This is a genomic window from Achromobacter sp. HZ01 (assembly GCF_003267925.1).
Taxonomy (GTDB): Bacteria; Pseudomonadota; Gammaproteobacteria; order Burkholderiales; family Burkholderiaceae_B; genus Achromobacter; species Achromobacter pulmonis_A.
In genome coordinates, this window is the sequence record NZ_LWKV01000001.1 from 1,557,903 (window position 1) to 1,578,203 (window position 20,301).

Consider the following 20,301-nt stretch of genomic DNA (forward strand, 5'->3'; position numbering starts at 1 on the left):
CATGGCTGCACCGCGCTTTTCCCGCCGGAACGCCGCGCTGCTGTGCGCGGCCGCCGTCTGCGCGGCCGCCGCCGGCGCCGCGGTCTTGCCCGCGCGCTGGCTGCTGGCCGTGCTGCCCCACGATGCGCCGCTCACGCTGGCCGACGCCGCCGGCACGCTGTGGCGCGGCAGCGCCTGGATCGCGCTGGGCCCGCCCGGCGCGCGCCGCATGCTGCCCCAGCCGCTGCAATGGCGCTGGCGCTGGGACACGCTGGCGCTGGAAATTTCCCATCCCTGGCTGCAAGGCGCGCTGCAGGCGCGCCCGGCCTGGAACGGCCTATCGCTGTCGGCCCAGTCGCTGCGCGCGCCCGCCTCGACCCTGGCCGCGCTGGGCGCGCCGTGGAACACCATGGCGCCCCAGGGCACGCTGGAAATCGCCTGGCAGCCGCTGCGCCTGGGCGCGGCGCTGCCCGCCGGCCCGCTGGCCGAAGTGCGCTGGCGCAACGCCGCCACCGCGCTCGCGCCGGTCGCCAGCGTCGGCACCTACGTGCTGCGCGTACAGGGAGGCAAGAACGGCGCCGCGCTGACGCTCAGCACCGAGAACGGCCTGCTGGACGTGACCGGCCAGGGCAGCGCCACTGGCGGCGGGCTGCGCTTCCAGGGGCAGGCGCGCTACGCGGCTTCGGCGGGTGAGGCGGAGCGGGCCGCGCTGGAGGGCTTTATGTCGATGCTGGGACGGCGCTCGGGGGATGTGGTGAGTTTCGGGGTGTAACTGCCTCACGCGTCGCGCGTGACCCGCAGGATTTCCTCGGGCGAGGTCTGTCCGCCGTCGACCCAGCGCTGGCCGTCCTCGCGCATGGTCCGCATTCCTGCGGCCGCCGCCGCCCGCCGCAGCTCGCGTTCGTCGCTGCCTTCGTGGATCAGGCGGCGCGCCTCGTCGTCGACGGTGAAGAGTTCGTGGATGCCGGAACGGCCGCTGTAGCCGGTGTGGTTGCAGGCCGCGCACCCCACCGGATGGAACACGCGCGCGCCGTCCTGCGTCGTCGGCCGCTTGCATTCCGGGCACAGTTTGCGCACCAGGCGCTGGGCCAGCACGCCGAGCAGCGACGAGGCCAGCAGGAACGGCTCCACGCCCATGTCGGTCAGGCGAGTCACGGCCGAGACCGAATCGTTGGTGTGCAGCGTGGCCAGCACCAGGTGGCCGGTCAGCGAAGCCTGCACCGCGATCTGGGCGGTTTCCAGATCCCGGATTTCGCCGATCATGATGACGTCGGGGTCCTGCCGCAGGATGGCGCGCAGCGCCAGCGCGAAGCTCATGTCGATCTTGGCGTTGACCTGGGTCTGGCTGATGCCGGGCAGATCATATTCGATCGGGTCTTCCACCGTCAGGATGTTGCTGGTGGCCGCGTCCAGCCGGCTCAGCGCCGCGTACAGCGTGGTGGTCTTGCCGCTGCCGGTGGGTCCGGTCACCAGCACGATGCCGTGAGGCTGGCGGATCAGGCGGTCGAGCTGCGCCAGCACGCCCGGGGCCATGCCCAGGCGCTCCAGCTGCAGCCGCCCGGCTTCCTTGTCCAGCAGCCGCAGCACGGCGCGCTCGCCGTGGCCGGTGGGCAGGGTCGAGACGCGCACGTCGATGGGCCGCCCGCCCACGCGCAGCGCGATGCGGCCGTCCTGCGGCAGGCGTTTTTCGGCGATGTCCAGGTGCGCCATGATCTTGATGCGCGAGATCAGCGCCGCGTGCAGCGCCTTGCGCGGCGAGACCACGTCGCGCAGCGTGCCGTCGACGCGGTAGCGCACCACCGAATGGGTCTCGAACGGCTCGATGTGGATGTCGCTGGCGCCGTCGCGCGCGGCCTGCGCGAACAGCGCGTTGATCATGCGGATCACCGGCGCGTCGTCCTGCGCCTCCAGCAGGTCCGCGACCTCGGGCATGTCCTGCAGCAGCCGGTCCAGGTCGATCTCGTTTTCGGCCACGCCCATGACCGAGGCGGCGTCCTCGGAATGGCTGTAGGCCGCCGTCAGCAGCGTCTCCAGCGCCTCGTCGTCGACCTCGGCCACGGCGATATCGCCGTGGCAGCGCCGGATCTCGCGCACGGCCCATTCGGGCGTGCGCGGGCTGACGGTCAGCTGCGCCCGCCCGCCCCGCAGCGACAGCACCGCGCGCTGCGCGCGGGCCCAGGCGTAGGGCAAGGGATGCGCGCTCATAATTGCGAAACCACTTCGCTCTTGAATCCCAGTTCGCGCAGCAGCGCGGTGGCCGTGGAAATGGTGCCCGGGTCCTTGGCCACCTGGCTGCGCACCACGTAGCCCATGCCGCCGGGGCCGACCTGCACGTAGGCCTGCAGGCCGCTGGCCCGCACCCGCTGCACGATCTTGTCGGCGTCGCTGCGCGCCTCGACCGAGGCGAACTGCAACGTGGCGCTGCTGCGGTCGGCCTCGGCGTAGAGCGACTCGGGGTCCACCGCCACGCTGACCCCGCGCGGCAGGTTCACGCGGATCGGCAGCGACGGGTCCGTGGGCTGCGCCGGCGTGGGGTACTGGCGCACCGCGAAGGACTCGACCGTCACGGGCGGCGGGCGGCGCATGGTCTCGGCCAGCTGCTCCGGGCGCATGTCGTAGGCGTTGTTGGACACCGACGGCGCCGAGCCCGGCGACGGCAGCAGCGGCGCCTGCATGTCGGGCAGCAGCCAGTGCTTGCCCGGCTGCGCGCCGGCCTGGGCGCGGCGCATGTAGTCGTAGCGGTCCATGGTGACGCTGGCGCTGCGGCGCGCGTCGCGCACCACGTAGGGCCGCAGGAACACCATCAGGTTGGTCTTGGTGCGCTTGCGGGTGTCGTAGCGGAACAGCGCGCCCAGCACGGGAATCGAGCCCAGCCCCGGCACGCTGTCCGACGACAGCGAGACGCTGTCTTCCAGCAGGCCGCCCAGCACGATGATCTGGCCGTCGTCGATCAGCACGCTGGTGTCGATGGCGCGCTTGTTGGTCACGATGCCGGTGGTGGCCGAGGAGCGGGCCTCGTCGATGCTGCTGACCTCCTGGTAGATGTCCAGCTTGACCGCCCCGCCCTCGGAGATCTGCGGCCGGATGTTGAGCTTGAGCCCCACGTCCTCGCGTTCGATGGTCTGGAACGGGTTGCTGCTGCCGTTGCTGCCCGAGGTCACGTACTGGCCCGTCACGAAGGGCACCGTTTTGCCCACCAGGATGCTGGCCGATTGATTGTCCAGCGTCATCAGGTTGGGCGTGGACAGGATGTTGGCCTCGCCCGTGTTCTGCATGGCGCGGGCCAGCACGCCGAGGTTGATGATCTCGTTGCCGAGCACGTCCACCGTGCCCTTGACCACGCCCAGGCTCAGGCCGTTGGCCAGCGCGTCGATGGTGGTGGGGCCGCCGCCGGTGATGCCGCTGCCGCCCAGGTTGGTGCCGCCGATGAAGCTGCTGCCGCCGTTGCTGATGCTGCCGCCGCCGGTCATCCACTGGATGCCGAACTCGGCGGCCTTTTCCGCGCTGACCTCCACGATCAGGCTTTCCACCAGGACCTGCGCGCGGCGCTGGTCGAGCTGGTCGATGACTTCGCGCAGACTGCGGTACAGCGGTTCGGGCGCGGAGATGATGAGGGAATTGGTGGCGGGATCGGCCTGGATGGTGGCGCCGCCGGCCGAATACGACACGGCCTGCGTGCCGGTGTCCTCGCGCGCGATGCGCTCCTGCTCGCCCGACAGGCCGCCCTTGCCCGAATTCGATCCGCCGGACATGCCCAGGCCGGACTGCGGCGCGCTCGTGGCCGAAACGTTCTGCGCGCGCGCGCCGGACTGCCCCGCCGCACCCGCGCCGCCGGCCGCGCCCGGCGCGGAATTGGCCTGCCCCGCCAGCAGGCCGCCCAGCACTTCGGCGATGCGCGTGGCCTGCGCGTTGCGCATGTACACCACGTGCAGATTGCCGGCGCGGTTCTGCTGCGCGTCGAGCTTTTCGATCAGGTCGCGCGCCAGCCGCGTGCGCGCCGGGCTGCCGGCGCGCACCAGCACGCTGTTGCTGCGCGGGTCGGCCACGATGGCGATGCGCTGCGTGGGATCGCTGCTTTGCGTATCCAGCAATTGCGAAGCCAGCACGGCAATATCGGACGCGATCCCGGAGCGGATCGGCACCACGTCGGTGTCGATGGAGCTGGGCACGTCGATGCGGGCGATGACGGCCGCGATGCGCTCCAGGTTGTCGGCATAGTCGGTCACGACCAGCGTGTTGTTGCCGGGATAGGCGTTGATGGGGTTGTTCGGCGGCACCATCGGCCGCAGCACCGGCACCAGATTGGCCGCGTTCTCGTACTTGAGCGGGAACACCCGGGTCAGCATCTCGCCGCCGGCCCGCTTGGCGAACGCCGCCACCGGCACCGGCCCGGGCGGCGCGCCGGCAGCCGGCCGGGTCCCGCCCACCACCGCGCTGCCCTGCAGCTTGGCGTCGGCCTCGGGCACCACGCGCGTCACGCCGTCGACATCGACGATGGCAAAGCCCTGCAGGCGCAGCGCGCCGGTCAGCATCGCCAGCGCCTGTTTACTGTCCACCGGACGGTCCGACACCAGCGTGAGCTTGCCCTTGACGCGCGGGTCCACCAGGAAATTGCGCTGCGTGAACAGCGACAGCGCGCGCAGCACTGCGGGGATGTCGGTGTCGACGAAATTCAGGCTGACGCGGTTGTCGGTCTGCTGGGCGTGAGCCGTGCCGGCCGCGGGTCCGAGTTGGCTTGCGGCAAGCAGAACCGCAAGGCTGAGTGGCGCGAGGTAACGCATGACGGGATCGGTGCCTGGTACGTGAAATCGGGGTGAAAAAACGTGAAAGCGCGTCGGAGTATACGGGGTGACACTGCAACACTACGGTCATAATCCAGAGGCAAGGTGACGGCCTGGAAACCCTTTGAATACGGGCCTTTCGCGCGATCGGACGCGCGCGCGGCCGACGCTTTGCCACCATGCCATCCTTTCGTTACGAAGCCACCGACGCGCTCGGAAAAATCGTCCGCGGCACCATCGACGCAGACACCGAACGCGGCGCGCGCAACCAGTTGCGCGGCCGCGGCCTGCTGCCGCTGTCGACCGCGCCGGCGGCGCGCGCCGAAGGGCTGGGCGCCTCGCTGCGCGCGCGCCTGTCGGACGCCGACCTGGCCTGGATCACGCGTCAGCTCGCCAGCCTGCTGGCCGCCAGCCTGCCGCTGGACGCGGCCCTGAGCGCCACGCTGGACCAGGCCGAGAAAAAACACATCGCCGCCAGCCTGGGCGGCGTGCGCGACGACGTGCGCGCCGGCCACCGGCTGTCGGTGGCGCTGGCGGCGCGGCCGCGCGATTTCCCCGAGATCTACCGCGCGCTGATCGCCGCCGGCGAGGAATCCGGCGACCTGGCGCAGGTGATGGAAAAGCTGGCCGACTACATCGAAGAGCGCAACGCCCTGCGCAGCAAGGTCATGACCGCCTTCATCTATCCGGCAGTCGTGGCCTGCGTATCGGTCGTGATCGTGATATTCCTGCTGGGCTACGTGGTGCCGCAGGTGGTGTCGGCGTTCAGCCAGGCCAAGCAGGAACTGCCGCTGCTGACGCGCATCATGCTGTCGCTGTCGGATTATGTGCGCGAATGGGGCGTGGCCACCGGCGCGACGCTGGCCGCGGCCATCGCGCTGTGGCGCTATGCGCTGCGCGCCCCGGCGGCGCGGCGCGCCTGGCATGCGCGCGTGCTGCGCATGCCGCTGGCCGGGCGCTTCGTGCTGGGCGTGAACGCGGCGCGCTTCGCCTCGACGCTGGCGATCCTGTCGGGCAGCGGCGTGGCGCTGCTGACGGCGCTGGAGGCCGCGCGCCGCACATTGGGCAACGACGTGCTGCGCCAGGCGGTGGACGACGCCGCCGCGCGGGTGCGCGAGGGCGCGGCGCTATCGTCCTCGCTGGGTGCGCAGAAGGTGTTTCCTTCGCTGCTGGTGCACCTGATCGCCAGCGGCGAAAAGACCGGCCGCCTGCCCGAGCTGCTGGACCGCGGCGCGCAGAACCTGTCGCGCGACCTGGAGCGGCGCGCCATGGCCATGACGGCGCTGCTCGAGCCGGCGCTGATCCTGCTGATGGGGGGATTCGTGCTGCTGATCGTGCTGGCCGTGATGATGCCGATCCTGGAGATGAATCAGCTCATCCGGTAGCGGGTAAAGGCCGCGGGCTGAAACTACAGCGCCGCTTCGTCGCTTTCGCCGGTGCGGATGCGGATGGCCTGTTCCACGGGGGTGACGAAAATCTTGCCGTCGCCGATCTTGCCGGTGCGGGCGGCCTTGACGATGGCCTCGATGGCGGCCTCGACCTGGTTGTCCGGCAGCACCACCTCGACGCGGATCTTGGGCAGGAAGTCCACCACGTATTCGGCGCCGCGATAAAGCTCGGTATGGCCTTTCTGGCGGCCGAAACCCTTCACTTCGGTCACGGTCAGGCCGCTGACGCCGACTTCGGCCAGCGCTTCGCGGACTTCGTCGAGCTTGAAGGGTTTGATGATGGCGGTGACTTGTTTCACGTTTGTCGTCCTGGATTTTCGATCTGTTGCGGCGCCCGGCCGCCGCGGGGCGGCCAGGCGCGATGGATAAGAGAATACCACCGGCCAGGCCGGCGTCAGCGGGGGCTGCGCGGGGAGGGAAAACCCGCCCGCCTAGGGCCTGTGCATGGCTCCTTTTAGTGTGAACAGGCCCTAGGGCTCCTGGTCGGGAATGCGCTCGGCGTCGCGCATCCACACCACCGACTCGGAGTCGCTGGGCGCGCGCCAGTCGCCGCGCGGCGACAGCGAGCCGCCCGAACCGACCTTCGGGGCGTTCGGCACGCAGGTGCGCTTGAACTGGCTGAGGCGGAAGAAGCGATCCAGGAAGATCTTCAGGTTGCGCTTGATGGCCGCCAGGTCGTACTGGTTGCGGACCACGTGCCCGCCCTCGGGCCAGGCGCCCGCGTCGCGGTCGCGCCAGGCCGCCAGCGCCAGGAACGCCACCTTGGTGGGCGCGAAGCCGTAGCGCAGCGTGTAGTACAGGTTGAAGTCCTGCAGCTCGTAGGGACCGATGGCGTCTTCGCTCTTCTGCCCGGGCTTGTCGTCGGCGCCGCCCGGCACCAGTTCGGGGCTGACGTCGGTGCCCAGCACGTCCAGCAGCACCGCCGCGCCTTCGTCGCCCAGGCGGCCGGATTCGGCCACCCAGCGCACCAGGTGGGTGATCAGCGTCTTGGGCACGCTGGCGTTGACGCTGTAGTGCGACATGTGGTCGCCCACCCCGTAGGTGCACCAGCCCAGCGCCAGCTCGCTCAGGTCGCCCGTGCCGATGACGATGGCGTTGCTGAAATTCGCCAGCCGGAACAGGTGGTTGGTGCGCTCGCCGGCCTGGACGTTCTCGAACGTGATGTCATAGACCGGCTGGCCTTCGGCGTAGGGATGGCCCAGGTCCTTGAGCATCTGCAGGCAGCTGGGGCGGATGTCGATTTCGGAGGCGGTGCAGCCCACCACCGCCATCAGCCGGCGCGCCTGCTGCAGCGTACGGGTGCTGGTGGCGAAGCCGGGCATGGTGACGGCCAGGATGTTGGAACGCGGCAGGTCCAGCGCGTCCATGGCCTCGGCGCAGACCAGCAGCGCGTGGGTCGAATCCAGCCCGCCGGAGATGCCGATGACCACCTTGGACATGCGGCTGGCCGACAGGCGCTGGACCAGGGCCTGGACCTGGATGTTGTAGACCTCTTTGCAGCGGGCGTCGCGGCGGCGCGGGTCGGCCGGCACGTAGGGAAAGCGCGCCACGCGCCGCTCCAGCGGCAGCTCGGAATCGTCCAGCGGCGGGCGCACCGGCACCGGCACGCTGCGGAACTTGCGCACTTCTTCCTGGTGGCGCCGCGCCGACTGGCCGAAGGTGGTCTGACGCATGCGCTCGCGCGACAGGCGTTCGAGGTCCACGTCCGAGAAGATCAGGTGGGAATGGCCGAGGAAGCGCTCGGATTCGGCCAGTAGTTCGCCGTTTTCGTAGATCAGGGCCTGGCCGTCCCAGGCCATGTCGGTGGAGGATTCGCCGCGCCCCGCCGAGGTGTACATATAGGCCGACAGGCAGCGCGCCGACTGCTGCGCCACCAGCTGGTGGCGGTATTCCGACTTGCCGATCACGATGTTGGAGGCCGACAGGTTGACCAGCACCGTGGCCCCGGCCAGCGCCGCGAACGAGGACGGCGGGATGGGAACCCAGACGTCCTCGCAGATCTCGACGTGGAACTGGAACAGCGGCAGCTGCTCCATCTGGAAGATCAGCTCGGAGCCGAACGGCGCCGTCTGGCCCAGCAGCCGGATCTCGGACACGGCGGCGCAATCGGCCGCGCTGAACTGGCGGGCCTCGTAGAACTCGCCATAATTGGGCAGGTAGGTCTTGGGCACCACGCCCAGCACCCGGCCGCCGGCGGCCACGACGGCGCAGTTGAACAGCTGGTGGGCCACGCGCAGCGGCGCGCCGACGATGATCGCGATATCGAGCTCGGCGGTGGCCGCCACCACCTGGCCCAGGGCCGCCTCGCAGGCGTCCAGCAGGGCCTTCTGGTGGAACAGGTCGTCGCAGGTATAGGCCGACAGGCCCAGCTCGGGAAACGCCGCCAGCACCGCGCCGCCCTGGGCGGCCTGCTGCGCCAGCGAAATGGTCTGGGCGGCGTTGAAGGCCGGATCGGCGACGCGGCACTCGGGCACGCCCACCGCGACCCGGGCGAAGCCGTGGGAATACAGGTTGAAGAACGGGTTCGACATCAGCTAGGGGCCTATGGACGGCTGTGGGAACGGATGAGCGATTATCTCACCTGCTGCGGCATCCTGGCGTCGGGCAGCCCGCGCTCGGCCGAGGCCGCCAGCGCCGATTGCAGCGCGCCCTCGCGCAGGTTGCTGCCCATCGCGCCGATGTCGGCGCCGGAGGGCTGCTGGTACAGGCGCAGCCCCAGCTCGGGCATGATCGCCAGCAGGTGGTCGAACACGTCGCCCTGGATGCGCTCGTACTCCACCCAGGCGGTCACGGCGGTAAAGCAATAGACCTCGATCGGGATGCCCTCGGAGGTCGGCTCCATCATGCGCACCATCATCGCCATGTCCTGGCGGATCTCGGGATTCTGCTTCAGATAGGCCAGGGCGTAGGCCCGCAGGGTGCCGATATTGGTCAGGCGGCGGCGGTTGGCCGGCACGCTGGCCAGCTCGCCCATGGTCTGGTTGGCGTGGGCGATGTCGTGCGTCTTGGCCTGCAGGTAGTCGTGCAGCAGGCGAAAGCGCATCAGCTGCTGCGCCTCTTCCTCGGCCAGGAAGCGCACGCTGGCCGCGTCCACCCGCAGCGTGCGCTTGATGCGCCGGCCGCCGGATTCGAACATGTGGCGGTAGTTGCGGTAGCTTTCCGAGAACAGCTTGTAGGTGGGCACGGTGGTGACGGTGTTGTCCCAGTTCTGCACCTTGACCGTATGCAGCGCGATGTCCTTGACGAAGCCGTCGGCGTTGGCCTGCGGCATCTCGATCCAGTCGCCGATGCGCAGCATGTCGTTGCTGGTCAGCTGGGTGCTGGCCACCAGCGACAGCAGCGTGTCCTTGAACACCAGCAGCAGCACCGCCGACAGCGCGCCCAGGCCGGAGATCATCCACAGCGGCGAGCGGTCGATCAGGATGGAAAGCACCAAAACGGTGCATATCGCCATCAGGACGAGCTTGCCGATCTGGATATAGCCCTTGATGGAGCGGGTCTGCGCCCGGGTGGTGGCCGAATAGGTGTCCTGCCAGGCGCTCAGCACCCCCGAGAGCGCGATGAACACGCAGATCCACGCGCCAGCATGCGCCAGCCGCCCCACGATCTCCACCGCCCGCTCGACGTGCGGCACCAGGCCTATGCCCATCGACACCACGGCGAACGGCACGGCGTACCAGAGGTTCTGGTAGGCGCGGTGGCGCAGCAGCGCCTTGTCCCAGTCGCGCCTGCCGCTCAGCACCAGCACCCGGTGCGCCAGCAGCAGCACCACCCGCGCCACCACCCACTGGATGAACAGCGCCGTCAGGATCAGCACCCCGATGCCGATCAGCGTCTGCGCCCAGGGCTCGCGCGGCAGATGGGCGTCCATTTGGGTGACCAGTTGTTCCCATTCCATGGGCATAGGCTGTATTCCTGCTCGTTATTCTTGAAACCAGTCCGAATTATCCGACAACCGGGCCGGCCGGAGGTTCACCCCGGCCGCCTTGGCCGCCGCCATGCGCAAGGCTTTATAATTCGGGCCATCATGGCAAACACTCCCTCCCCCGATCAAAACCAGTTCGCCAACAAGGCGCAGGCCTGGTCCGCCCGGTTCTCGGAACCGGTTTCCGAACTCGTCAAGCGCTATACGGCGTCCGTGGATTTCGACAAGCGCCTGGCGCGCTTCGACATCCAGGGTTCGCTGGCGCACGCCGACATGCTGGCCGCCCAGGGCATCATCGGCGCCCAGGACCTGGCCGACATCCAGCGCGGCATGACCCAGATCCTGGCCGAAATCGACGCCGGCAGCTTCCAGTGGCTGCTCGACCTCGAAGACGTGCACCTGAACATCGAGAAGCGCCTGGTGGAACTGGTCGGCGACGCGGGCAAGCGCCTGCACACCGGCCGTTCGCGCAACGACCAGGTCGCCACCGACATCCGCCTGTGGCTGCGCGCCGAAATCGACACCCTGCAGGACCTGCTGCGCCAGCTGCGCCACGCCCTGGCCGCGGTCGCGCTGGAGAACGCCGCCACCATCATGCCGGGCTTCACGCACCTGCAGGTCGCCCAGCCGGTCACCTTCGGCCACCATCTGCTGGCCTACGCCGAAATGTTCGGCCGCGACGCCGAGCGCCTGGCCGACTGCCGCCGCCGCGTCAACCGCCTGCCGCTGGGCGCCGCCGCGCTGGCCGGCACCTCGTTCCCGATCGACCGCGAACGCGTGGCCCGGACCCTGGGCTTTGACGGCGTGTGCCGCAATTCGCTGGACGCCGTGTCCGACCGCGACTTCGCCATCGAATTCTGCGCCGCCGGCGCGCTCATCATGACGCACGTCTCGCGCCTATCCGAAGAGTTGGTGCTGTGGATGAGCCCGCGCGTGGGCTTCATCGACCTGGCCGACCGCTTCTGCACCGGCAGCTCGATCATGCCGCAGAAGAAGAACCCCGACGTGCCCGAGCTGGCCCGCGGCAAGACCGGCCGCGTCAACGGCCACCTGGTGGCCCTGCTGACCCTGATGAAGGGCCAGCCCCTGGCCTACAACAAGGACAACCAGGAAGACAAGGAAGGCCTGTTCGACACGGCCGACACGCTGCGCGACACGCTCACCATCTTCGCGGACATGGCCGGCGGCATCAAGGTCAAGGCCGAGAACATGCGCGCCGCGGCGCTGCAGGGCTTCGCCACCGCCACCGACCTGGCCGACTACCTGGTCAAGCGCGGCGTGCCGTTCCGCGACGCCCACGAAGTGGTGGCGCACGCGGTGCGCGACTGCGAACAGCGCGGCTGCGACCTGGCCGACCTGTCGCTGGCCGACCTGCAGGCCTATCACGCCAGCATCGGCGAGGACGTGCACGAGGTCCTGACCCTGGAAGGCTCGGTCGCCGCGCGCAAGCACGTGGGCGGCACCGCGCCGGAACGCGTCAAGGAAGAAGCCCAGCGCGTGCTGCAGGAAACGGCCGCGGGCTGATTCCTCCGCCGCCTGCTTGCAGCAAAAGGCCCCCATCATGGGGGCCTTGTCGTATCCGCATCCGGCGCTACTGCGCCTCGCGCTTGCGCAGCAGGTACTTCTGCACGCCGTCCATCACGGTTTCGTCGCGCTGGTTGCGCACCAGGCTTTGCATGACCAGCACGCCGGTGCTGCGCCCGGGCGCCAGCTCCGACACCGTCAGCGACGAATAAAGCGTGTCGCCGACATATACCGGCTTGAGGAAGCGGCTGCTCTGTTCCAGGAAGGCCTTGAGCGAATCCTCCACCATGTGCGGGAACAGGCCGGCGCCGGCGGCCGTCTGGATCGCCACCTGGAATCCGTGCGCCAGCATGTGGGGCATGCCGTGGGCGCGGCAGTATTCGACGTCGTAGTGCACCGGATGGTTGTCGCCGCTGGCGAGCTGGAAGGCCGCGAACAGCGCGTCGGTCATGGTGCGCGAAGGCAGCACGAAGACCTCGCCGACCTCGAAGTCCTCGAAATAGCGCTGGGCGCACAGTTGATGCTTGGGCATATCGGGTTTCCTTATCCTAGTTGGCGCTCATGTTGGCGGCGCGGGCGACTTCGCTCCACTTTTTCAATTCGCTTTGCAGGAACGCCGATAATTCCGCCGGCGTCGTGTCCGGCTGCAGCACCAGGCCCATGTCGTAGGCGCGCCGCTTCAGGTCGGGATCGGCCAGCGCGGCGCGCAGCGTGGCGTTGAGCTTCTCCACGATCGGGGCCGGCGTGCCGGCGGGCGCGAACACGGCGTTCCAGGTATAGGCTTCGTAGCCGGGCACCGCGTCGGCGATGGGCGGGGTGTCCGGCGTCTGCGGCAGGCGCTGCGCCATGGAGGTGGCCAGCAGCCGCACCGTGCCCGCCTGCACTTGCGCAAGGCCCGTGGGCGCGCTGTCGATCATGAATTCCAGGTGCCCGCCGATGACGTCCGCCATGGCCGGCGCGCTGCCGCGGTACGGCACGTGCATGGCGCGCACGCCCGCCATGTAGTTCAACAGTTCGCCGCCCAGATGCGGCGCGCTGCCGATGCCGGCCGATCCGTAATTGACCTTGCCCGGGTTGGCCTTGAGGTAGGCCATGAACTCCGGCAGGGTGCGCGCCGGCACGTTCTTGTTCACCACCAGCACCAGCGGCGCCTTGGCGGCCAGGCCCACGGGCGCGAAGTCCTCCACCGTGCGGTACGGCAGGCTGGCGTGGATGCTGGGATTGACCGCGTGCGCCACCGTGGTCAGCAGCAGCGTGTAGCCGTCGGCCGGGGCCTTGGCCGCGGTCTCGGTGCCCACCAGCGTGCCGGCGCCGGTGCGATTCTCCACCACCAGCGTCGCGCCCAGCTTGCGGCTCCAGCTCTCGGCCAGCGCGCGGGCGAAGGTGTCGGTGGGCCCGCCCGCCGCATACGGCACCACCAGGCGCACCGGTTTGGCGGGATAGTCCTGCGCCGACGCGGCGCCGGCCCCGGCCAACATGCCTGCGGCGATGGCGGCGCCCGCCAGGGCGCGCCAGGGAAATCCATGCTTCATGCCTGTCTCCATAGGTCTTGTGTGTGCGGCACAATATAGAGACGAGGCCGAACCCAGGACCAGTCGAAAGTTTCTTATCCGGCTTAGAGTCCTTCTAACAGCGGCCCGCCCCGGCGCTTTCGCCGCCCGCAACCCAGGTGCCCTCTTGCGTTACGAACTGACCGACCTGCGCGTGTTTGTCGCCATTGCCGAAGCCAAAAGCCTCACCGGCGGCGCTTCCGAACTGCACCTGACGGCGCCGTCGGCCAGCTACCGGCTCAAGAACCTGGAACAGGCCATGGGCGTGCCGCTGTTCGTGCGCACCCAGAAAGGCATGTCGCTCACCGCCGCCGGCATGACCGTGCTGCGCTACGCGCAAACCATCCTGGGCAACGTCGAACGCCTGCAGGCGGAAATGCGCCGCCATACCGACGGCGTCGAAGGCAATATCCGCGTCTACGCCAACAGCAGCACGCTGAGCAGCCTGCCCGGCGCGCTGAGCCGCTTCCTGGCCGCCTACCCCAACGTCAACGTCAACCTCGAAGAGCACCTCAGCGAGGAGACCGTGAAGGCGGTGCTCGACGGCCGCGCCGACGTCGGCCTGGTGGCCGGCGCGATCGAAATGCGCGGGCTGGAATACATCAGCTACGGCCAGGACGAGCTGGTCTTCATCGTGCCGCCGCGCCATCCGCTGACGCTGCACCCGCGCGTTTCGCTGGAAACCGCGCTATCGCACGACCTGGTCGCCATCGGCCGCAAGACCAGCAATTTCCTGTACCTGCAGCAGATGGCCGAACAGATGGGGCTGGAGCCCCGCGTGCGCGTGCACGCGCCCAACTTCGACGCCGTGCTGCGCTGCGTGCAGGAAGGCGCCGGCATCTCGCTGGTGCCGCGCTCGGTGGCCGCCCCGGCGCTGGCGCAGGGCAAGGTCGAGTGCGTGCAGATCGAGGAGTCCTGGGCCGTGCGCGAACAGCGCGTCGTGATGCGCAGCCAGGACGCGCTTCCGGGCTACGCGCAGGCCTTCGTCAGCTACGTGACGCAGGCCGATCCCGCGCCGGACGACGATTAGAAAACCTCGAATCCCGCTTTGAAAATATCGACTGGCCGCGCGCGCGCAGGGCATCCCATAATGCTTTGCCGCCGCCGGGTCCGGCACGCGCCCCGGCCTACTCCCCAGGACGATATGACCGCAGCATCCCGCCCCCTAGACGGCATCACCGTCGTCGCGCTAGAGCACGCCATCGCCGCCCCCTTCGCCAGCCGCCAGCTGGCCGACCTGGGCGCGCGCGTCATCAAGATCGAACGGCCGCAGGCCGGCGATTTCGCGCGCGGCTACGACGACACCGTGCACGGCCAGTCCTCGTTCTTCGTGTGGGCCAACCGCGGCAAGGAAAGCCTGGCGCTGGACACCAAGGCGCCCGGCGCGCCCGACGTGCTGCGGCGGCTGCTGGCCCGGGCCGACGTCTTCATCCAGAACCTGGCGCCCGGCGCCGCGCGCCGCATGGGCCTGGATCATGAAACGCTGCTGGCGGAATTTCCCAGGCTGATCGTGTGCGACATCTCCGGCTACGGCGACGACGGCCCCTACCGCGACAAGAAGGCCTACGACCTGCTGATCCAGGCCGCCGCCGGCCTGATTTCCCTGACCGGCACGCCCGAGGCCCCGGCGCGCACCGGCATCTCCATCGCCGACATCGCCGCCGGCATGTACGCGTATTCCGGCATCCTGTCCGCGCTGATCCAGCGCTCGCGCACCGGCGCGGGGCTGCGGGTCGAGGTCACCATGCTGGAGGCGCTGACCGAATGGACCGCCTACGCCCTGAACTTCGCGCACTACGGCGGCACGCCGCCGGCCCGCAACGGCGTGGCCCATCCCGCGATCGCGCCCTACGGCCAATACCTGGCGGGCGATGGCAAGCCGGTGATCTTCGGCCTGCAGAACGACCGCGAATGGCGCAGCTTCTGCGCCGAGGTGCTGCTGGACCCGGCGCTGGCCGACGACGAACGCTACGCCACCAACGTCCAGCGCGTGCGCAACCGCGAAGCGCTGGACGCGCGCATCGCGCAGTGCTTCGCGCCGCTGTCGCGCGAGGAAGTGCTGGCCAGGCTGGACCGCGGCGGCATCGCCAACTCCGCCCTGAACACCATGCACGAAGTCTGGGACCATCCCCAGTTCGCGGCGCGCGGCCGGTGGCGCGAGGTGGCCACGCCGGGCGGCCCGATCCAGGCCCTGCTGCCGCCGGCCACGCTGTCCGGCGCGGCCGCCGCGATGGGCGCCGTGCCGGCCCTGGGCCAGCACACCGCCGCCATCCTGGCGGAGCTCGGGCTGGGCGACGGCGAGTCCGCGGGCTGAAGTCTGCATTATCATCCCGGCTTTCCGTATTCATGGTGCGCAAAGCATGGGCTTGCCGCGTGCGCGACCCGGGCGTGGTCCGCTGTCTACCTCCCTCATCGCCTGCCTGTTGCTCGCGCCGCTGCCTTCGGCCCAGGCCCAGACGGCCCGCAAGCCCTCGCCCTACGAGAACCCGCAGCAGCTGCGGATAGAGGGCGCGCCCGCGCCGGCCGCCCCGGCGCCCCGGGCCGGGCCGCCGTCGCTCGCCAGAATCGGCGACCAGGCCGAATTCGCCGGCCTGGCCCGCGTCTACAACCCCGGCACGCCGCTGGAAATCCCCCACGTGCTGTTCGTGATCGACCGCGAACGCGCCAACCGCCTCTACTTCATCGACACGCCGCGCTACGCGCTGCACGAGAATTTCGTGCGCCAGCGCGGCCTGATGCCGGGTATGGACAGGGCGACCCTGATCGCGCAATACAAGGACCCGAAGCGGCGTTTCCTTTTCGGCACGCTGAGCTGGCAGCGCGACCTGCCCGGCTACACCTACGAATTCTGGGAAGGCGACCGGCTCACGCCCGAGCTGCTGGCCCTGGCCGACGCCACGCTGCGCCCGGCCTTCTACGAGGCGCTGCGCTTCAAGACCAATTCCACGCTGCACGAGGACACGGCCCGGCGCGCCGGCCTGGACTACGTCACGCAGGAAACGCTGCTGCGCGAACAGACCTTCCTGCCCTTGAACACCGGCCGCGCGCAGGGCCGGCTGCGCATCGTCGCCTCGGTGGACCGGGCCACGGACCTCTCGCCCACCGACATCGTGGTGCTGGACGAGGTGCCCGTGGCGCTGCCGCCGGTGGCCGGACTGGTCACGCAACGGCCCTCCACCCTGCTCTCGCACGTCAACCTGCTGGCCAAGGGCTGGCGCATCCCCAACGCCTACGTGCGCGACGCCGTCGCGGCGCTGCGCAAGCACGACGGCCAGTGGGTCGAACTGACGGTGGCGGGCAACGGCTACCAGGTCACGCCCATCGAGGCGCCGGCCGCGGTCGAGCGCCCGCGGGCGGCCCGCGCCCTGCCCAGGCCCGACCTGACGGTGCGCGCGCCGCAGCCGCTGGACGCGCTGGCCGCGCGCGACAGCCGTTATTGCGGCGTCAAGGCGGCCAACCTCGGCGCCCTGAAGAAAGACCTGCCGCCCCTGGCCGGCGTGCCCGACGGCTATTGCATTCCCTTTGCCCAGTACGCCGCCTTCATGGCACAGCTGGACGTCCCCGGCCGCGTCGCCGCGCTGGAACGGCGCGCCGATTTCGCCGGCGACGCCCAGGTCCGGCGCAATGAACTGGCCGCGCTGCGGCAATACATCGAGCAGGCCCGGCCCGACGCCGCGCAGGCCGAAGCCTGGCGCAAGCTCTGGCAGACCCGCCTGCAAGGCCGCGGCGTGTTCGTGCGCAGCTCGTCCAATTCCGAAGACCTGCCCGGCTTCAGCGGCGCGGGCCTGTACACCACCGTGCCCAACGTGACGCAGGCCGATGCGCTCACGCGCGCGGTGCTGGCGGTCTGGGCCTCGGTCTACAACTTCGAGGCCTACGAGGCGCGCCGCGCCGCCGGCATCGGCGACGACGCGGTGACGATGGCGGTGCTGGTGCAATTGGCCGCGCCCTCGGACAGCTCGGGCGTGATGATCACGCGCGACCCGTTCGACGCCGGCAGGCGCCACGTGACCTATATCTCCGCCAAGCGCGGGCTGGGCATCAAGGTGGTCGAAGGCAGGCGCCAGGCCGAACAGGTGATGTATTCGAGCTGGTCCAAGGCGGTGCAGGTGCTGACGCGTTCGGCCGAAGACACCAAGCTGGTGGCCGACGCCGCCGGCGGCGTGCGCGAAGTGCCGGTGGCCGGCGACCGCCAGGTGCTGGACGACGCGCTGGTCGCGCGCCTGGCGGCCGTGGGCCGGCGGGTCAAGCAGGCGCTGGGCGGCCGCGCCGACCAGGACATCGAATGGGCCGTGGTGGGCGACGACATCCTGGTCCTGCAGGCGCGGCCGTATATCGACGGCGGCCGCTAGCCGCCGCGCCTTCCCGCTAAATGTGCAGCGCGTGCCCCAGGGCCTTGAGCGCCGCCTCCTGGACCGCTTCGCCCAGGGTGGGATGGGCGTGGATGGTGCCGGCCACGTCTTCCAGCGTCGCGCCCATTTCCAGCGACTGCGAGAACGCCGCCGCCAGTTCGGATACGCCGCGCCCCACGGCCTGCCAGCCCACCACCAGGTGGTTGTCGCGCCGCGCCACCACGCGCACGAAACCGTCGGTGGATTCCAGCGTCATGGCCCGGCCGTTGGCGGCGAACGGGAACGACGCCGACAGGCAGTCCAGCCCCGCGCGCTCGGCCTCGGCCGGCGACAGCCCCGACACCACCACCTCGGGATCGGTGAAGCACACGGCCGGGATCGAGGCCGGCGTGAAGTGGCGGCGCTTGCCCGCGATCACTTCCGCGACCATCTCGCCCTGCGCCATGGCGCGGTGCGCCAGCATCGGCTCGCCGGCGATGTCGCCGATGGCCCAGACGTCGCGCATGGAAGTGCGGCACTGGTCGTCGATGCGCAGCGCATTGCCCTTGCGGTCGAGCTGCAGGCTTTCCAGCCCCCAGCCTTGCGTGCGCGGACGCCGTCCCACCGCGATCAGCACGCGGTCGGCCGGCAGCTGGGTTTCGGCGCCGGCGGCGTCCTGCACCCGCACGGCGTTGCCCGCGCCGTTCAGGCCCAGCACCTTCCGGCCCAGGTGCAGTTCGACGCCCATCTTCGCCAGCGCGGCGGCCACGGGCTTGGTGAGCTCCGCGTCGTAGGTGGGCAGGATGCGGTCCTGCGCCTCGACCACGGCCACTTCCGCGCCCAGCTTGCGGTACACGGTGCCCAGTTCCAGCCCGATATAGCCGCCGCCGACCACCACCAGCTTCTTGGGGATGTCGGCGGGCGACAACGCCTCGGTGGACGAGACCACCATGCCGCCGAACGGCACGGAAGGCAGCGGCGTGGGCTCGGAGCCGGCCGCCAGCAGCAGGTGTTCGCACTGGATGCGCACGCTGCCCGCGGCGGTCTCGACCTGGGCGGTCTTGCCGTCCACCAGGTGCGCCCAGCCCTGCACCACGTCCACGCCGTTTTTCTTCAGGAGCGCGGCCACGCCGCCGGTCAGCCTGCCGACGATGCCGTCCTTCCACGCCACGGTGCGCGCCACGTCGATGGATGGATTGGAGACCGAGATGCCCAGCGCCGAGCCGTCGGCGTAATGGCGCGCTTTTTCGTATTCCTCGGCCGCGTGGATCAGCGCCTTGGACGGAATGCAGCCGATGTTCAGGCAGGTGCCGCCCAGGCGCTCGCCCTCCACCAGGATGGTGGGCACGCCGAGCTGGCCGGCGCGGATCGCGGCCACGTAGCCGCCCGGGCCGCCGCCGATCACGAGCAGGGTTGTCGTCTTGGTTGTCTGGCTCATGCTTACTCCACGAAAAGCATAGCGGGCTGCTCGAGCAGCGCGCGCACGGCCTGGATGAAACGCGCGGCGTCCATGCCGTCGACCACGCGGTGGTCGAAGGACGACGACAGGTTCATCAGCTTGCGCGCCACCACTGCGCCGTTGCGGATGGCCGGGCGTTCGACGATGCGGTTCACGCCCACGATGCCGACCTCGGGATGGTTGATGACCGGCGTGGTCACGATGCCGCCCAGCGGCCCCAGGCTGGTGATGGTGATGGTCGAGCCCAACAGTTCGTCGCGCCCGGCGCTGCCGTCGCGCACGGCCTGCGCCAGCCGCGCGATCTCGGCCGCCATCGACCACAGGTCGCGCGCCTCGGCGTGGCGCATGACCGGCACCATCAGCCCGCCGTCGCTTTGCGTGGCGATGCCGATGTGCACGGCGCCGTAGCGGGTCACCACGCCGGCCTCGTCGTCGTAGCGCGCATTGATCTGCGGGAAGTCGCGCAGCGCCACCACCATGGCGCGCGCCAGTAGCGGCAGCAGCGTGAGCTTGCCGCGCGACTCGCCCCATTTCTGGTTGAGCTGCGCGCGCAGGTCTTCGAGTTCGGTCACGTCGATTTCCTCGACGTAGCTGAAATGCGGAATGCGGCGCTTGGACTCCGCCATCTTCTGCGCGATCTTGCGGCGCAGGCCGATGACCGGCACGTTCTCTTCGTCGTTGCGCTCGGCGTACGCCGCGCCCCCGCGGGCCAGGGTCGCGCCGCCCTGCCCTTGCAGGTACGCGTCCAGGTCTTCGTGCAGGATGCGGCCGGCCGGGCCGCTGCCCGGCACGTAGCGCAGTTCTATGCCGAGATCCCAGGCACGCTTGCGCACCGCGGGCGAAGCCAGGGGCTTCTCGCCGGGCTGGCGCGCGACGGCGGCGCCGGCCTGGCGCGCCGGCCGGGATGCGGCCGGCTGAGCGGCCGGCGGCTTGGGCGCGGCCGGCGCCGTTTCAACCGCCGGTTTGGCCGTTTCGCGGGGCGCCTCGGCGGCAGCCGCCTGCGGCGCCGCGGCGGGCTTGGCCGGCGGCGCTTCCGCGCCTGGCTTGACGTTGCCTTCGCCTTCCACTTCCAGGCGGATCAGTTCGCCGCCCACGGCCATGACCTGGCCGACTTCGCCGCCCAGCGACACCACGCGGCCGACCACCGGAGACGGGATCTCCACCGTGGCCTTGTCGGTCATCACGTCGGCCAGCGGCTGGTCCTCTGCGACGCTGTCGCCGACCTTGACGTGCCAGCCCACCAGTTCGACTTCCGCGATGCCTTCGCCGATGTCGGGCATCTTGATGATATGAATACCCATCGC

At 70.0% G+C, this 20,301-nt stretch carries 15 protein-coding genes; 6 read left to right on the forward strand and 9 right to left on the reverse strand.

Annotated features, from left to right (window positions below; genetic code table 11):
- Position 1 precedes the first annotated feature (1 nt).
- Positions 2 to 751 (forward strand): type II secretion system protein N, encoded by a 750-nt coding sequence (gene gspN / locus A6B37_RS07255; protein WP_111825322.1) that lies wholly within the window; start codon positions 2 to 4, stop codon positions 749 to 751.
- Positions 752 to 756: 5 nt separating this feature from the next.
- Here the strand turns inward: gspN and gspE are convergent, their stop codons facing one another.
- Both gspE and gspD read right to left on the reverse strand, forming a co-directional pair.
- On the reverse strand, positions 757 to 2,184 hold the full coding sequence (gene gspE, locus A6B37_RS07260) for a type II secretion system ATPase GspE (RefSeq protein WP_102770843.1): 1,428 nt from the start codon (positions 2,182 to 2,184) through the stop codon (positions 757 to 759).
- Positions 2,181 to 4,760 (reverse strand): type II secretion system secretin GspD, encoded by a 2,580-nt coding sequence (gspD, locus tag A6B37_RS07265; protein WP_102770842.1) that lies wholly within the window; start codon positions 4,758 to 4,760, stop codon positions 2,181 to 2,183. The genes gspE and gspD overlap by 4 nt, the downstream gene beginning before the upstream one ends.
- Before the next feature lie 179 nt (positions 4,761 to 4,939).
- On the opposite strand from gspD, the gene gspF reads away from it, so the two are divergent.
- A complete protein-coding gene (gene gspF / locus A6B37_RS07270) occupies positions 4,940 to 6,145 on the forward strand; it encodes a type II secretion system inner membrane protein GspF (protein WP_111825323.1) in 1,206 nt (401 codons plus the stop codon).
- Between the two features lie 23 nt (positions 6,146 to 6,168).
- On the opposite strand, the gene A6B37_RS07275 is transcribed toward gspF, so the two are convergent.
- The 3 genes from A6B37_RS07275 to A6B37_RS07285 all read right to left on the reverse strand — a co-directional run bounded on the left by A6B37_RS07275 (position 6,169) and on the right by A6B37_RS07285 (position 10,106).
- On the reverse strand, positions 6,169 to 6,507 hold the full coding sequence (locus tag A6B37_RS07275) for a P-II family nitrogen regulator (RefSeq protein ID WP_102770840.1): 339 nt from the start codon (positions 6,505 to 6,507) through the stop codon (positions 6,169 to 6,171).
- Positions 6,508 to 6,678: 171 nt separating this feature from the next.
- Entirely contained in the window at positions 6,679 to 8,739 is a 2,061-nt protein-coding gene (locus tag A6B37_RS07280; protein WP_111825324.1) for an NAD(+) synthase, read from the reverse strand.
- Positions 8,740 to 8,780: 41 nt separating this feature from the next.
- Positions 8,781 to 10,106 carry a mechanosensitive ion channel domain-containing protein gene (locus A6B37_RS07285; protein ID WP_111825565.1) on the reverse strand — a complete coding sequence of 442 codons (1,326 nt, stop codon included), beginning with the start codon at positions 10,104 to 10,106 and terminating at the stop codon, positions 8,781 to 8,783.
- A gap of 129 nt (positions 10,107 to 10,235) precedes the next feature.
- Here A6B37_RS07285 and argH point away from each other — a divergent pair, with 129 nt between their 5' ends.
- A complete protein-coding gene (gene argH / locus A6B37_RS07290; protein ID WP_102770838.1) occupies positions 10,236 to 11,657 on the forward strand; it encodes an argininosuccinate lyase in 1,422 nt (473 codons plus the stop codon).
- Positions 11,658 to 11,724: 67 nt separating this feature from the next.
- On the opposite strand, the gene A6B37_RS07295 is transcribed toward argH, so the two are convergent.
- Positions 11,725 to 12,189 (reverse strand): MaoC family dehydratase, encoded by a 465-nt coding sequence (locus A6B37_RS07295; protein ID WP_111825325.1) that lies wholly within the window; start codon positions 12,187 to 12,189, stop codon positions 11,725 to 11,727.
- 16 nt (positions 12,190 to 12,205) lie between these two features.
- Positions 12,206 to 13,135 carry a tripartite tricarboxylate transporter substrate binding protein gene (locus A6B37_RS07300; RefSeq protein ID WP_102771797.1) on the reverse strand — a complete coding sequence of 310 codons (930 nt, stop codon included), beginning with the start codon at positions 13,133 to 13,135 and terminating at the stop codon, positions 12,206 to 12,208.
- A gap of 199 nt (positions 13,136 to 13,334) precedes the next feature.
- Here A6B37_RS07300 and A6B37_RS07305 point away from each other — a divergent pair, with 199 nt between their 5' ends.
- From A6B37_RS07305 to A6B37_RS07315, 3 genes are all read left to right on the forward strand, one after another.
- A complete protein-coding gene (locus tag A6B37_RS07305) occupies positions 13,335 to 14,237 on the forward strand; it encodes a LysR family transcriptional regulator (protein WP_111825326.1) in 903 nt (300 codons plus the stop codon).
- Between the two features lie 114 nt (positions 14,238 to 14,351).
- Positions 14,352 to 15,521, forward strand: coding sequence for a CaiB/BaiF CoA-transferase family protein (locus A6B37_RS07310; protein ID WP_111825327.1), 1,170 nt, complete (start codon positions 14,352 to 14,354; stop codon positions 15,519 to 15,521).
- A 46-nt stretch (positions 15,522 to 15,567) separates the two neighbouring features.
- Positions 15,568 to 17,559 (forward strand): PEP/pyruvate-binding domain-containing protein, encoded by a 1,992-nt coding sequence (locus A6B37_RS07315; RefSeq protein ID WP_111825328.1) that lies wholly within the window; start codon positions 15,568 to 15,570, stop codon positions 17,557 to 17,559.
- Positions 17,560 to 17,575: 16 nt separating this feature from the next.
- Here A6B37_RS07315 and lpdA read toward each other — a convergent pair whose 3' ends face one another.
- On the reverse strand, positions 17,576 to 18,976 hold the full coding sequence (lpdA, locus tag A6B37_RS07320; protein ID WP_111825329.1) for a dihydrolipoyl dehydrogenase: 1,401 nt from the start codon (positions 18,974 to 18,976) through the stop codon (positions 17,576 to 17,578).
- A 2-nt stretch (positions 18,977 to 18,978) separates the two neighbouring features.
- Positions 18,979 to 20,298, reverse strand: coding sequence for a dihydrolipoamide acetyltransferase family protein (locus A6B37_RS07325; RefSeq protein WP_111825330.1), 1,320 nt, complete (start codon positions 20,296 to 20,298; stop codon positions 18,979 to 18,981).
- Positions 20,299 to 20,301: the final 3 nt, after the last annotated feature.

Bases quoted from the DNA above. Each gene is read 5' to 3' on its own strand.
- gspN (WP_111825322.1), top strand. From the start codon at position 2: ATGGCTGCACCGCGCTTTTCCCGCCGGAACGCCGCGCTGCTGTGCGCG.
- gspE (WP_102770843.1), bottom strand. From the start codon at position 2,184: ATGAGCGCGCATCCCTTGCCCTACGCCTGGGCCCGCGCGCAGCGCGCG.
- gspD (WP_102770842.1), bottom strand. From the start codon at position 4,760: ATGCGTTACCTCGCGCCACTCAGCCTTGCGGTTCTGCTTGCCGCAAGC.
- gspF (WP_111825323.1), top strand. From the start codon at position 4,940: ATGCCATCCTTTCGTTACGAAGCCACCGACGCGCTCGGAAAAATCGTC.
- A6B37_RS07280 (WP_111825324.1), bottom strand. From the start codon at position 8,739: ATGTCGAACCCGTTCTTCAACCTGTATTCCCACGGCTTCGCCCGGGTC.
- A6B37_RS07285 (WP_111825565.1), bottom strand. From the start codon at position 10,106: ATGGAATGGGAACAACTGGTCACCCAAATGGACGCCCATCTGCCGCGC.
- argH (WP_102770838.1), top strand. From the start codon at position 10,236: ATGGCAAACACTCCCTCCCCCGATCAAAACCAGTTCGCCAACAAGGCG.
- A6B37_RS07295 (WP_111825325.1), bottom strand. From the start codon at position 12,189: ATGCCCAAGCATCAACTGTGCGCCCAGCGCTATTTCGAGGACTTCGAG.
- A6B37_RS07300 (WP_102771797.1), bottom strand. From the start codon at position 13,135: ATGTTGGCCGGGGCCGGCGCCGCGTCGGCGCAGGACTATCCCGCCAAA.
- A6B37_RS07310 (WP_111825327.1), top strand. From the start codon at position 14,352: ATGACCGCAGCATCCCGCCCCCTAGACGGCATCACCGTCGTCGCGCTA.
- A6B37_RS07315 (WP_111825328.1), top strand. From the start codon at position 15,568: ATGGGCTTGCCGCGTGCGCGACCCGGGCGTGGTCCGCTGTCTACCTCC.
- lpdA (WP_111825329.1), bottom strand. From the start codon at position 18,976: ATGAGCCAGACAACCAAGACGACAACCCTGCTCGTGATCGGCGGCGGC.
- A6B37_RS07325 (WP_111825330.1), bottom strand. From the start codon at position 20,298: ATGGGTATTCATATCATCAAGATGCCCGACATCGGCGAAGGCATCGCG.